14 protein-coding genes are annotated in these 15,169 nt (G+C 42.9%); all 14 read left to right on the top strand.

Going from position 1 to position 15,169, the window contains the following annotated elements:
- On the top strand, positions 1–1,660 hold a 1,660-nt coding region (gene rnjB, locus RAC86_RS24240; RefSeq protein WP_377886095.1), incomplete at its 5' end, for a ribonuclease J2.
- Between the two features lie 115 nt (positions 1,661–1,775).
- On the top strand, positions 1,776–2,513 hold the full coding sequence (gene tepA / locus RAC86_RS24235) for a translocation-enhancing protein TepA (protein WP_003245712.1): 738 nt from the start codon (positions 1,776–1,778) through the stop codon (positions 2,511–2,513).
- Positions 2,510–2,722 (top strand): YlzJ-like family protein, encoded by a 213-nt coding sequence (locus RAC86_RS24230; RefSeq protein ID WP_047182622.1) that lies wholly within the window; start codon positions 2,510–2,512, stop codon positions 2,720–2,722. Before tepA ends, RAC86_RS24230 begins: the two co-directional genes overlap by 4 nt.
- Before the next feature lie 130 nt (positions 2,723–2,852).
- On the top strand, positions 2,853–5,216 hold the full coding sequence (spoIIIE, locus tag RAC86_RS24225) for a DNA translocase SpoIIIE (RefSeq protein WP_003245350.1): 2,364 nt from the start codon (positions 2,853–2,855) through the stop codon (positions 5,214–5,216).
- A gap of 143 nt (positions 5,217–5,359) precedes the next feature.
- Entirely contained in the window at positions 5,360–6,085 is a 726-nt protein-coding gene (locus RAC86_RS24220; RefSeq protein WP_003245732.1) for a GntR family transcriptional regulator, read from the top strand.
- A gap of 138 nt (positions 6,086–6,223) precedes the next feature.
- Positions 6,224–7,432 carry a bacillibactin exporter BcbE gene (gene bcbE, locus RAC86_RS24215; RefSeq protein WP_010886509.1) on the top strand — a complete coding sequence of 403 codons (1,209 nt, stop codon included), beginning with the start codon at positions 6,224–6,226 and terminating at the stop codon, positions 7,430–7,432.
- A 179-nt stretch (positions 7,433–7,611) separates the two neighbouring features.
- Positions 7,612–8,892, top strand: a complete 1,281-nt coding sequence (yfmF, locus tag RAC86_RS24210) for an EF-P 5-aminopentanol modification-associated protein YfmF (protein ID WP_042975800.1) — start codon at positions 7,612–7,614, stop codon at positions 8,890–8,892.
- The gene (gene yfmH / locus RAC86_RS24205; RefSeq protein WP_338733821.1) at positions 8,889–10,175 is read left to right on the top strand and encodes an EF-P 5-aminopentanol modification-associated protein YfmH; all 1,287 of its coding nucleotides are present in this window, start codon (positions 8,889–8,891) and stop codon (positions 10,173–10,175) included. The genes yfmF and yfmH overlap by 4 nt, the downstream gene beginning before the upstream one ends.
- Positions 10,176–10,229: 54 nt before the next feature.
- The gene (gene ymfI / locus RAC86_RS24200) at positions 10,230–10,958 is read left to right on the top strand and encodes an elongation factor P 5-aminopentanone reductase (protein WP_377886094.1); all 729 of its coding nucleotides are present in this window, start codon (positions 10,230–10,232) and stop codon (positions 10,956–10,958) included.
- An 80-nt stretch (positions 10,959–11,038) separates the two neighbouring features.
- Complete coding sequence (locus tag RAC86_RS24195; RefSeq protein ID WP_003245199.1) at positions 11,039–11,296, top strand: DUF3243 domain-containing protein; 258 nt, start codon at positions 11,039–11,041, stop codon at positions 11,294–11,296.
- Positions 11,297–11,425: 129 nt separating this feature from the next.
- A complete protein-coding gene (locus RAC86_RS24190) occupies positions 11,426–12,217 on the top strand; it encodes a DUF3388 domain-containing protein (protein ID WP_003220998.1) in 792 nt (263 codons plus the stop codon).
- Positions 12,218–12,235: 18 nt separating this feature from the next.
- Positions 12,236–13,150 carry a cell shape determination protein RodZ gene (rodZ, locus tag RAC86_RS24185; protein WP_003244699.1) on the top strand — a complete coding sequence of 305 codons (915 nt, stop codon included), beginning with the start codon at positions 12,236–12,238 and terminating at the stop codon, positions 13,148–13,150.
- Positions 13,151–13,199: 49 nt separating this feature from the next.
- Positions 13,200–13,781, top strand: coding sequence for a CDP-diacylglycerol--glycerol-3-phosphate 3-phosphatidyltransferase (gene pgsA / locus RAC86_RS24180; RefSeq protein WP_003244753.1), 582 nt, complete (start codon positions 13,200–13,202; stop codon positions 13,779–13,781).
- A gap of 17 nt (positions 13,782–13,798) precedes the next feature.
- Complete coding sequence (locus tag RAC86_RS24175) at positions 13,799–15,049, top strand: competence/damage-inducible protein A (protein ID WP_038428978.1); 1,251 nt, start codon at positions 13,799–13,801, stop codon at positions 15,047–15,049.
- Positions 15,050–15,169 lie beyond the last annotated feature (120 nt).

The following is a 15,169-nucleotide window of genomic DNA, read 5'->3' as shown; positions in this document are numbered from 1 at the left end:
GAAAAATACAGAAAACGTTAGAATTATCGCCCTTGGCGGTGTCGGAGAGATTGGGAAGAACCTTTATGTCATTGAAATTGACTCAGACATATTTGTCGTTGATGCCGGCCTTATGCATCCAGAAAACGAAATGCTCGGTATTGATGTAGTGATTCCTGACATATCATATTTGATTGAACGGGCTGACCGCGTCAAGGCAATCTTTTTAACGCACGGGCACGATGAAAATATCGGCGGCGTTTTTTACTTATTAAACAAGCTGTCCGTTCCAGTGTACGGAACAAAATTGACGCTTGCACTGTTAAGAGAGAAATTAAAACAATACGGACATAACCGAAAAACTGATTTAAGAGAAATTCACTCCAAATCTGTCATTACATTTGAATCAACAAAGGTATCGTTCTTTAGAACGATTCACAGCATTCCTGATTCTGTAGGTGTGAGCTTTAAAACATCACTTGGATCTATTGTATGCACGGGAGACTTCAAATTTGACCAAACACCTGCACTTAATCAGACGTGCGACATTGGCGAGATCGCCAAGATCGGCAATAGCGGCGTGCTCGCTCTGCTTTCTGACAGTGCAAATGCGGAACGGCCGGGTTACACCCCTTCGGAAGCGGCTGTCAGCGGAGAAATTTCGGATGCGCTGTATAATTCACAGAACCGGGTGATTATTGCTGTTTTCGCATCCAATATTAACCGGATTCAGCAAGTCATTCATGCAGCGGCTCAAAATGGCAGAAAGATTGCCGTAGCCGGAAAAAATCTTCAATCTGTCCTGCAGCTGGCGAGAAAGTTAGGATATATTGAAGCAGATGATGAATTGTTTATTTCTGTACAGGATGTCAAAAAATATCCGAAGCGCGAAGTGGCCATTATTACAGCCGGAAGCCAAGGTGAACCATTAGCTGCTTTGACAAGAATGGCAAACAAAGCTCACAAACAGCTGAACATTGAAGAAGGGGATACGGTGGTCATTGCGTCAACTCCGATTCCCGGGCAGGAACTCATTTACTCTAAAACAGTAGATCTTCTTGCGAGAGCCGGTGCACAAGTCATCTTTGCCCAAAAGCGTGTTCATGTATCAGGCCACGGCTCACAAGAAGAGTTAAAGCTGATGATCAACCTGCTTAAACCAAAATATTTGATTCCTGTAAACGGCGAATACAGAATGCAAAAAGCTCATTCAAAAATCGCTGAAGAAACCGGCATGAAGCGCAGTGACATCTTCTTAATTGAAAAAGGCGACGTCGTTGAATTCCGCGGCCAAAACGTAAAAATTGGGGATAAAGTTCCTTACGGCAATATTTTAATTGATGGTTTAGGTGTCGGTGATATCGGCAATATCGTATTGAGAGACCGCCGCTTGCTTTCACAGGACGGAATTTTAATCGTTGTCATTACACTTGATAAACAAAAGAAACATCTTGTATCAGGACCAGAAATTATCACTCGCGGCTTTGTTTATGTAAGAGAGTCTGAAGGTCTTATCGTACAGGCTACTGAGCTTGTACGGTCCATCGTGACAGAAGCGACTGAAACATCAAATGTCGAATGGTCAACGCTGAAGCAGGCAATGCGGGATGCTTTGAACCAATTCCTTTATGAAAAAACGAAACGTAAACCGATGATCATCCCAATTATTATGGAAGTATAATGACTGACTAAAGACCGGAGCTGCTCCGGTCTTTATTTTTTGTCCTTCAAGCCGGGATTGAATGAAGTATCTTTGTTCATAATACAAAGAGAAACTCGGAAAGGATGAAAGCGAGATGGATCATCGTATGGAAAACACAGAAGAAGAGCGTCCTGAAAAAAATGATGCGAAGGACAGCATTATGAATAAAATACAGCAGCTTGGTGAAACGACGCTTCCGCAGCTGCCCCAAGATACAAATATTCATTGTCTGACCATTATCGGACAAATTGAAGGCCATGTTCAGCTTCCTCCGCAAAACAAAACAACAAAATATGAACATGTCATCCCGCAGATTGTGGCAATTGAACAAAATCCTAAAATTGAAGGCTTGCTGATCATATTAAATACTGTCGGAGGAGATGTTGAAGCTGGTCTTGCCATAGCGGAAATGCTTGCATCTTTATCGAAACCGACCGTTTCTATCGTGCTTGGCGGGGGGCATTCAATCGGCGTTCCGATTGCTGTATCCTGTGATTACAGCTATATCGCCGAAACAGCAACGATGACGATTCATCCAGTTAGGCTCACCGGGCTGGTCATCGGGGTGCCGCAAACGTTTGAATACCTGGATAAGATGCAAGAAAGAGTTGTTAAATTTGTGACAAGCCATTCCAATATAACCGAAGAGAAGTTTAAAGAGCTAATGTTTTCAAAAGGAAACTTAACACGCGATATCGGAACAAATGTGGTCGGTAAGGATGCAGTTAAATACGGATTGATCGATCACGCAGGCGGTGTCGGACAGGCAATCAATAAACTGAATGAGCTCATCGATGAAGCAAGGAAAGAAGAAGGACGGATGATTCAATGATTCTTTATACCGTGATGCCGCAGGAAATTGTGTTTGCAGAACAGAACCAAGAGAAAAGCGCACATGAGCAAATTGAATATAAAGGTGTACCGCTTCTAGTCGAAATGAAAGGGAATGAAGCGGAAGTCATTCAAATCATGAGCACCAATCCAATGCATTTTCTGCATCCGGACATTTCACCGGGACAAAAGCTGAAATTAAACGTATAAGAATCCAACCCTTTTTTAAGGGCAAAATATGCTATAATAGGGGAATCCTACAGAAAAAACGCAGCCTGTAAACGGCTGCTTTCTTCATTATGTATGAACTTACATTTTTTAACGCAGTAAGGTGATGAGTGTGGCAAAGAAAAAACGAAAATCAAGAAAAAAACAGGCGAAACAGCTCAATATAAAATACGAGCTCAACGGATTGCTGTGTATAGCCATTTCAATTATCGCAATCTTGCAGCTGGGGGTAGTCGGGCAAACGTTTATCTATTTGTTCCGCTTTTTTGCTGGAGAGTGGTTTATTTTATGCTTGTTAGGTTTATTGGTGTTAGGAGTCTCACTGTTTTGGAAGAAAAAAACCCCAAGCCTTTTAACGAGACGAAAGGCCGGGTTGTACTGTATCATCGCAAGCATATTGCTGCTTTCTCACGTGCAGCTATTTAAAAATTTGACGCACAAAGGGTCTATTGAGTCTGCAAGCGTGGTGCGCAATACGTGGGAATTATTTTTAATGGACATGAATGGCAGCTCTGCTTCACCTGATTTAGGCGGAGGGATGATCGGTGCGCTGCTGTTTGCGGCTTCACACTTTTTGTTTGCGTCGACTGGTTCTCAGATTATGGCAATTGTCATGATTTTGATCGGAATGATTTTAGTAACAGGACGCTCGCTACAAGAAACGCTAAAAAAGTGGATGAGCCCGATTGGACGTTTTATAAAAGAACAATGGTTAGCATTTATTGATGATATGAAATCCTTCAAATCAAATATGCAGTCATCGAAAAAAACGAAAGCGCCGAGCAAAAAACAAAAACCGGCCCGCAAAAAACAGCAAATGGAACCGGAGCCTCCTGATGAAGAGGGGGATTATGAAACAGTATCGCCTCTTATTCATTCAGAGCCGATTATCTCAAGCTTTTCTGATCGTAATGAAGAGGAAGAGTCTCCAGTTATAGAAAAGCGCGCCGAACCTGTGTCGAAGCCGCTTCAGGACATCCAACCGGAGACAGGTGATCAGGAAACTGTTTCTGCTCCTCCTATGACCTTTACAGAGCTCGAAAATAAGGATTACGAGATGCCGTCACTGGATTTGCTGGCAGATCCGAAGCATACCGGCCAGCAGGCTGATAAAAAGAATATTTATGAAAATGCGAGAAAGCTTGAACGCACATTCCAAAGCTTTGGCGTAAAGGCGAAAGTCACACAGGTTCATCTCGGACCGGCCGTAACAAAATATGAAGTATATCCTGATGTCGGAGTGAAGGTTAGTAAAATTGTCAATTTAAGCGATGATTTAGCGCTTGCGCTTGCTGCGAAGGATATCAGGATCGAAGCGCCTATACCAGGCAAATCAGCAATCGGAATTGAAGTTCCAAACGCAGAAGTGGCAATGGTTTCGCTGAAGGAAGTGCTGGAGTCTAAATTGAATGACAGACCGGATGCGAAGCTGTTAATTGGACTCGGCCGCAATATTTCAGGTGAAGCTGTATTGGCTGAGTTAAACAAGATGCCCCACCTTTTGGTCGCAGGCGCAACCGGTAGCGGGAAAAGTGTCTGTGTCAACGGCATTATTACAAGTATTTTAATGCGCGCGAAACCGCATGAAGTGAAAATGATGATGATCGATCCTAAAATGGTAGAGCTCAATGTCTACAACGGGATTCCGCATTTGCTTGCTCCGGTTGTAACCGATCCGAAAAAAGCGTCGCAGGCTTTGAAAAAGGTTGTCAATGAAATGGAGCGGCGGTACGAATTATTTTCTCATACGGGTACAAGAAATATTGAAGGATACAATGATTATATAAAACGCGCCAACAATGAAGAAGGAGCGAAACAGCCAGAGCTGCCCTATATTGTTGTCATTGTGGACGAGCTTGCCGATCTCATGATGGTCGCTTCATCTGATGTGGAAGATTCGATTACGAGATTGTCCCAAATGGCGCGGGCTGCCGGCATCCATCTTATTATTGCGACACAGCGGCCATCGGTGGATGTTATCACAGGGGTGATCAAAGCGAACATTCCGTCACGAATCGCGTTCAGCGTATCTTCACAGACGGATTCAAGGACCATTCTTGACATGGGTGGCGCTGAGAAGCTTCTTGGCCGCGGCGATATGCTGTTTTTACCTGTAGGGGCTAACAAACCTGTCCGTGTGCAGGGAGCATTTTTGTCGGATGACGAAGTGGAGAAGGTCGTCGACCATGTGATTACGCAGCAGAAAGCGCAATATCAAGAAGAAATGATTCCTGAGGAGACAACAGAAACTCATTCCGAGGTTACTGATGAACTTTATGATGAAGCTGTTGAATTAATCGTCGGCATGCAGACGGCATCTGTTTCAATGCTGCAAAGAAGATTCAGAATCGGCTATACGAGAGCGGCGCGCCTGATTGACGCAATGGAGGAACGCGGTGTTGTTGGACCGTATGAAGGCAGCAAACCTAGGGAAGTATTATTATCAAAAGAGAAATATGATGAGCTCTCTTCTTAATGAAGGGAGTTCCGCTTTCTATAGTTGTCAATAATAACATTATGTAAACTGATCACCTTTCTATTTATTTTTTCGACAAAACATGATATAGTTGTCCCAATTGTTCAATAATTTTTATCGAAAGTGGTTTACGGAGGGGAAACATGTCTACAAAAGCTGATAATCGGCACTTGTATTTGAAAGTAATTGAACGAATTAAAGAGGATATAAAAAATGGGATCTACACTGAGAAGGAAAAGCTGCCTTCTGAATTTGAGCTTTCCAAAAAGCTTGGTGTCAGCAGAGCGACGCTAAGAGAAGCCTTGCGGATACTGGAAGAAGAGCATGTGATTATCAGAAGGCATGGTGTAGGCACTTTTGTCCATTCTAAGCCGTTATTTCTTTCGGGCATTGAACAGCTGAACAGTGTAACGAAGATGATAGAACAGGCGAATATGACCCCTGGCACGATTTTTCTATCATCACAAGTGCTTATGCCGTCTGAAGATGATACGAAGAGATTTCATTTGGCAGAAGGGCAAGAACTTTTTTACCTTGAACGAGTCAGGACAGCTGACGGACAGCCGATTGTGTATTGTATAGACAAAATTCCGATGAATATTTTGCCGAATTCTTTTTCTCATCAGCAAGAATCTATGTTTGACCTTCTTGAGAAAAATTCAGGCTCCGTAATCAGCTATGCAGTAACTGATATAGAACCGATCGGCTATCACGATACCATTTCTCCAGTACTTGAATGCGATCCGGAAACAGCCCTTTTGCTGTTAAAACAAACCCATTACGATCAGCACGATAAACCGGTGCTTTATTCTTTAAATTATTTTAGAGCAGATAAATTCAGATTTCATGTTTTGCGTAAACGATTCTAAAAACGGACGCCTGTATGTGTCTGTTTTTTTATTTGCACTGATTCATGTTTCTTTGTACATACTTTCATTCCGGTTAACGCAATATATAAGGGATGACAAGAAAGTGAATGGGTGAAAATGTTGAGAGAGAAAAATGGAATGAAAAATATTATTGCATTGTCTTCTGTCCCGCTTGTGATGACACTCGGGAACTCCATGCTGATTCCTGTTCTTCCGATGATGGAGAAAAAGCTGTCTGTGACTTCATTTCAAGTATCTTTAATCATTACTGTATATTCAGTAGTAGCAATTATTTGCATTCCGATTGCCGGATATTTGTCGGATCGTTTCGGGAGAAAAAAAATATTGCTTCCATGCCTCCTCATTGCAGGATTGGGGGGAGCCGTAGCTGCTTTTGCCTCGACCTATATGAAAAATCCTTATGCTATGATCTTGGCGGGGCGGGTTCTTCAAGGCATTGGTTCTGCAGGTGCCGCTCCGATTGTCATGCCGTTTATCGGCGACCTGTTTAAAGGAGACGATGAAAAGGTCAGCGCGGGTCTTGGCGATATTGAAACCGCCAACACGTCAGGGAAGGTACTGAGTCCCATACTTGGAGCCTTACTGGCTTCTTGGTATTGGTTTGTACCGTTTTGGTTTATTCCGTTTTTCTGTTTGATCAGCTTTTTGCTCGTATTGTTTTTGGTGGCCAAGCCTGAAGAAGATGAAGATGCGCCTGCTGTTTCTGAGTTTATTAAGAGTGTGAAGAAAATTTTTAAACAGGATGGTCGCTGGCTTTATACGGTCTTCATTATCGGGTGTGTCATTATGTTTTTGTTATTTGGCGTATTATTTTATTTATCAGATACGCTGGAGAACAAGTATGCTATTGACGGAGTAGCTAAAGGTGGATTACTGGCAATCCCACTTTTGTTTTTGTCAACCAGTTCTTTTATAGCTGGCAAAAAGATCGGTAAAGATAAAGGCCGAATGAAATTTTGCGTTGTTACAGGAATGATTCTGTTAACCCTTTCGTTTATTGCCTTGTGGTGGAACCACAGTTTTTATTTTTTATTTGTCTTTTTAAGCTTTGGCGGGATTGGGATTGGAATGGCTCTTCCTGCTTTAGATGCATTGATAACCGAAGGGATTGAAAGTGAACAATGCGGAACCATTTCCTCCTTTTACAATAGCATGCGCTTTATAGGAGTAGCTCTCGGTCCACCTGTTTTTGCTGCATTAATGTCTAATGCAAACTGGATTATTTTCATACTCTCGGCGTTTTGCAGCATCGTTTCTTTATTTTTAGTGCTCTTTACTGTAGATGCTAAAAAAAGTGAAGAAGAAAAAAACTTAGGGACGGTCTAGCCAGCCGTCTTTTTTTGCGCTTTCTTTCACAGTTTACAACTGTACCTATACAGCATGCGGAGGTTATTGTTTCCTTATAAATCCTACAGTTGCTATAATTACATGAAAGAGTGTTTCTGCGAATGCTGAAAATTGGTCATAATACATACTAATTAAGAAATGAACGAAGGAGGTTCCATATGTCATATGTTAATGAACTCAAATCAAAGCACGGCGGTTTAACCGCACACATTGTAAAAACAGAAAAATTCAAAACCGTCTCGCTTATTTTTAAGATGCTTGCGCCGCTGACAAAGGATCAAGTCACCAAAAGAGCGCTGCTTCCGCATGTGCTTCTTCGCGGAACGAAAAGCCATCCGAAAACCGCAGAATTGCGTTCATACCTGGATGAGCTGTACGGCACGTCAGTATCGGCTGACCTTACGAAAAAAGGAGAGCGGCACGTCATTACGTTCAGGCTTGAAATCCCGAATGAAAAATATTTAAAAGACCAAACGCCGCTACTTGAGAAAGGGCTCCAGCTTCTTGCAGAAATCGTCTTTTCACCTGCTTTAGAGGGAGACGCTTTTCAGTCACAATATGTGGCTCAAGAAAAACGGACGCTTAAGCAAAGAATCCAAGCCGTCTATGATGATAAAATGCGCTATTCGAATTTAAGGCTGATACAGGAAATGTGCAAAAATGAGCCTTACGCGCTTCATGTCAATGGTGAAATCGACGATGTTGATGACATTACGGCAGAGCAATTATACGAAACATACCAAAGCGCTATCCAAAAAGACCAGCTTGATCTATATGTTGTTGGCGACGTGGACAGTAACCAGGTACAATCGGCAATTGATAAGTATTTCAAAACAGAAGAGCGCACTCTTGGCACGATTGAAAACAATCACGCTGATGAAAAAGTTCAGCCAAAAGAAGTAATTGATGAAGAGGATGTCAAGCAAGGAAAACTGAATATCGGCTACCGCACCAGCATCACTTATACAGATCAGGATTATCCTGCTTTACAAGTGTTTAACGGATTGTTCGGCGGATTCTCTCATTCTAAACTTTTCATTAATGTTCGGGAAAAAGCCAGTCTTGCTTACTACGCGGCTTCGCGTATAGAAAGTTTTAAAGGCTTGTTAATGGTGATGTCAGGCATTGAAGTGAAAAATTATGAACAGGCGGTTTCGATTATTGCTGAGCAATTCCAGGCAATGAAAAATGGCGATTTCAGTGAGCAGGATATAGCACAGACAAAGGCCGTCATTCGAAATCAAGTGCTGGAAACGATTGATACAGCATACGGTTTATCTGAGTTTTTATATCAGCAGGCCGCTGCTCAAGTCGAGATTCCTATCGAAGACTTTCTTGCCAATATTGAGAATGTCACAAAAGAGGATATCATTAAAGCCGGCGAAAAGATTCAGCTTGATACGACTTATTTCTTAAAAGGGACGGAGGGTGCATCTTGATCAAACCAATCGAATATGAACAGCTTCAGGAGACGCTGTATCATGAAAAAATGTCCAACGGCCTTGATGTTTACGTTTTGCCGAAAAAAGGCTTCAACAAGACATATGCGGTCTTTACAACAAAGTACGGCTCGATAGATAACCGGTTTGTCCCTTTAGGTAAAAACGAGATGGTTCACGTGCCGGACGGGATTGCTCACTTTCTTGAGCACAAGCTGTTTGAGAAAGCGGACGGAGACGTTTTTCAAGATTTCAGTAAACAGGGGGCTTCTGCCAATGCGTTTACGTCATTTACAAGAACGGCTTACCTTTTCTCAAGCACATCAAATGTTAACCGCAATTTAGAGACGCTTATCGATTTCGTACAGGACCCATATTTTACTGAAAAAACGGTTGAAAAGGAAAAAGGGATTATCGGGCAGGAGATTAATATGTACGACGATAACCCTGATTGGAGGCTTTACTTCGGGGTCATTGAAAACATGTACAAAGAGCATCCTGTCAGAATAGACATAGCGGGAACAGTGGAAAGCATTTCACATATTACAAAAGACCTTCTTTATGAATGCTATGAAACGTTTTATCACCCGAGTAACATGCTCCTTTTCATTGTCGGACCTGTAGATCCTGAAGCGATTATTACTCAGGTAAGAGAAAACCAGGAGAAAAAGCCGTATACCGATCAGCCGGAGATCAAACGGGAAGAAGTGAAAGAGCAAGAAGCGGTTTTCCGAAAAGAAAAAGAGATCAAAATGAACGTGCAGGGACCGAAATGCCTTGTCGGGCTGAAATCCAAAAAGCCATTTAAATTAGGCAAAGAGCTCTTAAAGCATGAACTTTCAATGAACTTATTGCTTGAAGCTCTTTTTGGCAAAAGCTCTGCCCAGTATGAATCACTTTATGAAAAAGGATATATTGACGAAACGTTCAGCTTTGACTTTACTGCTGAATATGGGTTCGGTTTTGCGGCGATCGGCGGAGATACGCCTGAGCCTGATCAGTTAGCTGAAGACATTTCAAGCATGCTTTTGCGCGCCGGTGAACTGATTACTGCTGAAAAGATTGAACTTGCCAGAAAGAAAAAGATCGGCACATTCTTAAAAGCGCTGAATTCCCCTGAATACATCGCCAATCAATTTACCCGTTATGCGTTCTTGGATATGAGCCTGTTTGACGTTGTAACGGTACTCGAGCAGATTACCCTCGAGGATGTCCAGAACGTAATACAAGAGGAAATTGCTGCAGACAGACTGACTGTCTGCAAGGTTGTTCCTAAATCATAAACAAAACATCCCTCCAGTGTGAGGGGTGTTTTTCTGCGGAAAGAAGGAAAGAGGATGAACAAAACAGCACTAATCACCGGAGCAAGCGGCGGCATTGGCAAAAGCGTCAGCGAAACCCTTGCAGCTAGAGGATACAATCTGCTGCTGCATTACAATACAAATCAAAATGCGGCAGCGGAGCTTGCTGAAAAACTAAGTCAGAGGTTTGGCGTAAATGCGGAAATATTACAAGCTGATCTGTCTGCGCAAGATGGAGCAGATAAGCTGACAAGTTCAATTGTTCAGCCTATTGATGCGATTGTTTTAAACAGCGGAAGAAGCCATTTTGGGCTGATTACGGATGTAGATAACGCAACGGTCCAGGAAATGGTTCAGCTTCATGTGGCGAGTCCGTATATGCTGACGAGAAACCTTCTGCCAGGCATGATTCGGAATAAATCGGGAGCGATTGTGGCTGTCAGCTCGATTTGGGGAGAGACTGGAGCATCCTGTGAAGTGCTGTACAGCATGGCAAAAGGAGCTCAGCATTCGTTTGTAAAAGGATTGGCTAAGGAGCTGGCGCCAAGCGGAATCAGAGTAAACGCCGTAGCGCCGGGCGCAGTTGATACAAATATGATGAATCAATTTACCCCGGCTGAAAAAGAAGAGATCGCTGATGAGATTCCGATCGGCCGGCTGGCCCGGCCGCAAGAAATTGCGGATGCAACAGCTTTTCTCCTGTCTGAAAAAGCGTCATATATCACCGGCCAAATTCTGTCGGTGAATGGCGGCTGGCACTGCTGATCCGAAAATATTCGGTGTATAGTTTCTTTTGTGAAGGACACAATAATCTTGTAACTTCACATGAAATGGAGGAAACAAGCATGTCAGTATTAGAAAACTGGGATAGCTGGAAAAACTTCCTTGGCGACCGTCTGAACTATGCGCAAGATAAAGGTATGAGCCAGGATACGATTACAGATCTTGCGACAGAAATCGGCAGCTACTTGGCTAATGAAGTGGAATCTAAGAACGAGCAGGAAAAAGTGCTGGCAGATCTTTGGAGTGTAGCATCAAAAGATGAACAGCACGCCATTGCCAATATGATGGTTAAGCTTGTTGAAAATAACAGCACTCACTAGGAAGAGAGGGGATTTTTCCTCTCTTTTTTATGTTTTCCTCATCACAGCAACATTCTTCTTTCTAATTAGAGAAAAATGCTTTATGATAAAGGAAGGTAAAATTTTGCCACAATGAAGGGGGTATATCATTTGGCAAAGCTCGAATGGTATTTTGAATATGAAATTCAAGTGAACCGCCCCGGATTGCTCGGGGATATTTCATCTCTTCTTGGGATGCTTTCTATCAACATCGTAACGATAAACGGCGTCGATCTTTCCAGAAGGGGAATGCTCCTCAGGTGCCGCCATATAGATCAAATTAAACGATTAGAATCAATCTTAAAAACGATGGAAACAATTAAAGTAACGAAGCTTAGAGAACCGAGGCTTCGCGACCGTCTTGCCGTACGCCACGGCCGTTATATTCAACGGGATGCCGATGACAAGAAAACGTTCCGCTTTGAACGGGACGAGCTTGGCTTATTAGTCGATTTTATGGCCGAATTGTTCAAAAAAGAAGGCCATAAATTAATCGGAATCAGAGGTATGCCGCGAGTCGGGAAAACGGAATCGATTGTAGCCTCTAGTGTGTGTGCCAGCAAAAGGTGGCTGTTTGTGTCATCAACCTTGCTGAAGCAGACGATAAGAAGCCAGCTGATTGCCGATGAATACAGCACTGAAAATGTCTTTATCGTTGACGGAATTGTGTCAACACGAAGAGGGTCAGAACGCCATCTCCAGCTGGTCCGAGAAATCATGCGGCTGCCTGCAACAAAAGTGGTGGAGCATCCGGACATATTCGTTCAAAATACAGAGTATACACTAGATGACTTTGATTATATTATTGAACTGAGAAATGACCCTGATGAGGTTATTACATATGAACATGCCGAGGAACCCCAAATGTTTGATCAATCCGGGTTTTCAAGCTTTGATTTTTAAAATTGGAAGGTGTTTGTTGTGACTGAACTAGGAATCCGGCTCAAAGAAGCCAGAGAGGAAAAAGCAATGTCATTGGATGATCTCCAAGCGGCAACAAAGATTCAAAAAAGGTATTTAACCGCCTTGGAGGAAGGAAACTATGACATTATTCCGGGGAAGTTTTATGTTCGGGCATTCATCAAGCAATATGCAGAAGCCGTTGGGCTTGATGCGGATCAGCTGTTTGAGGAGCATAAAAAAGATATCCCTAATACGTATCATGACGATGTGTCTGAAAAGATCTCCGGCATGAATCTTCAAAAGGAAATGCCAAAGCCAGCATCTAAGGCGCTGGAGCTGCTGCCAACGATACTTGTTATTCTCGGCGTGATTGTTGTGATTGCCATTGTGTACGCGATCATTCAATTTGCCAATCACAAAAACAGTGATGATCACAATGCGGCATCAGAAAAAGCAATTACGCAAAGTGAGAGCAAATACGAAATCCCTAAAGATTCAACGCTGAAAGAGAATCAAAATAACAGCTCTGAAAAAGAGACAGACACTAAAAAAGAAACGAAAGAAAACGAAGATAAGAAAAAAGAAAATGACAGTGAGAAGCTGGAGATTAAAGCTGCTGGCACTGAAGGATCGTTAACGACTTATGAAGTGTCCGGCGCTGATAAAATCGAGCTGGAACTGAAGGCATCAGACAGCTCGTGGATTCGAGTGCGCGATGAAAACAGCAGCTCTTTAAAAGAAGGAACGCTGAAAAAAGACGAAACCTATAAAAAAGACATAACTGATCAGAAACAAGTTGATATCCGCACCGGATATGCACCTAATCTGAAAATAAAAATCAACGGTAAGGTTCTTTCATATGAACTTGATCCGAAAAAAGTGATGGCACAAACCATAAAGATTGTAAATAAAAAGGAAGAAAAGTCATCTTAATTATCAGATGACTTTTCTTCACGTCCGAGTATGAAATTGGAGGGGCTTTATGTTTAACTTACCAAATAAAATCACACTAGCTAGAATCGCATTAATCCCAATCTTCATGATTATCATGCTGGCGCCGTTTGACTGGGGCAGGCTCGAAGTTGGAGACGAATCAATCCCGGTCGCACATTTGGCGGGGGCCATTCTATTTATTATTGCATCTACAACAGACTGGGTGGACGGGTATTATGCCCGAAAATTGAATCTCGTAACAAACTTCGGGAAATTTCTTGATCCGCTTGCGGACAAACTGCTCGTATCCGCAGCGTTAATTATCCTTGTTCAATTTGATCTCGCTCCAGCTTGGATGGTCATTGTGATTATCAGCAGGGAGTTTGCCGTGACAGGTTTAAGGCTTGTTTTGGCCGGAACAGGAGAAGTCGTAGCTGCTAACATGCTTGGTAAAATCAAAACCTGGGCACAGATTATTGCGGTATCCGCATTGCTTCTTCATAATCTTCCATTTGAACTTGTGTCATTCCCGTTTGCGGACTTGGCGCTGTGGGTAGCCGTCTTCTTTACTGTCGTTTCAGGCTGGGAATATTTCTCTAAAAACTGGGAAGCGTTAAAAACATCTAACTAAGAAAGAAGGACTTCGTCATGGAATTTCCAAAAAAAGCAGAAATAATTGCAGTCGGTTCAGAGCTGCTGCTTGGCCAAATCGCCAATACAAATGCTCAATTTATCAGCAAACAGCTCGCTGAAATCGGGGTCAACGTATTTTATCATACAGCGGTCGGAGATAACCCGGAGCGGCTGAAGCAGGTCATCCGCATTGCTGAAGAACGCTCTGACTTCATTATTTTTTCAGGAGGGCTTGGACCCACAAAAGATGATCTGACGAAAGAAACGATTGCAAATACGCTGGGACGTCCGCTTGTGTTAAATGATGAGGCATTCCAATCCATTGAGGACTATTTCAAACGAACAAAACGCACGATGTCACCTAATAACCGAAAACAGGCGCTTGTGATCGAAGGCTCTGACGTGCTGGCGAATCACTTTGGAATGGCCCCGGGAATGCTCACAGAGCATGAATCGCGCTATTATATGCTTCTTCCTGGACCGCCGAGCGAATTGCGTCCAATGTTTGAAAACGAGGCAAAGCCTCTTCTGCTGAAAAAGATGGGTTCAAATGAAAAAATTGTGTCAACCGTTCTTCGCTTTTTCGGTATCGGTGAATCTCAGCTTGAAGCCGATTTGGAAGATATTATTGATGCGCAAACCAATCCGACAATTGCGCCTTTGGCGGCTGATGGAGAGGTGACGCTGCGTCTGACAGCCAAACACGCCGATGAAAAGGAAACAGAGCGTCTGTTAAAAGAAACAGAGGCCGTTATCTTAGAGCGTGTCGGTGAATTTTTCTATGGTTACGATGATACTTCTCTTGTAAAAGAGCTATCTATAGCGTGCAAGGAAAAAGGCATTACAATTTCTGCGGCAGAAAGCTTTACCGGAGGGCTGTTTTCTGAATGGCTGACGGATCATAGCGGTGCCTCAAAATTATTTGCCGGGGGCGTTGTTTGCTATACAAACGACGTGAAGCAGAATGTGCTTGGTGTCAAGAAGGAAACAGTAGATCGTTTTGGGGCGGTCAGCAAGGAGTGCGCATCCGAACTGGCTAAGGGTGTTCAAAAACTCACTGGCAGCGATATCGGCATTAGCTTTACTGGTGTAGCAGGACCTGATGCTCAAGAAGGGCATGAGCCTGGGCATGTGTTTATCGGCATTTCCGCAAACGGTAAAGAAGAGGTTCACGAGTTTCACTTTGCGGGCTCCAGAACGGGGATCAGAAAACGCGGCGCTAAATACGGCTGCCATTTAATCTTAAAGCTTTTAGAGCAAAAATAATATTTTCAGCACATTATCCTCCTAAGAAAACATGATTTCTCTGATACATTATGATATTTTGATAGGAATCACGCCAAGAAAAAATCCGAATATGCGTTCGCTTTTTTCTTGGCAAATCCC

This window comes from Bacillus sp. LR_5 (assembly GCF_042709275.1).
Note: the sequence above shows the minus strand (reverse complement) of the source record. Positions and strands in the feature narration are given on the sequence as shown.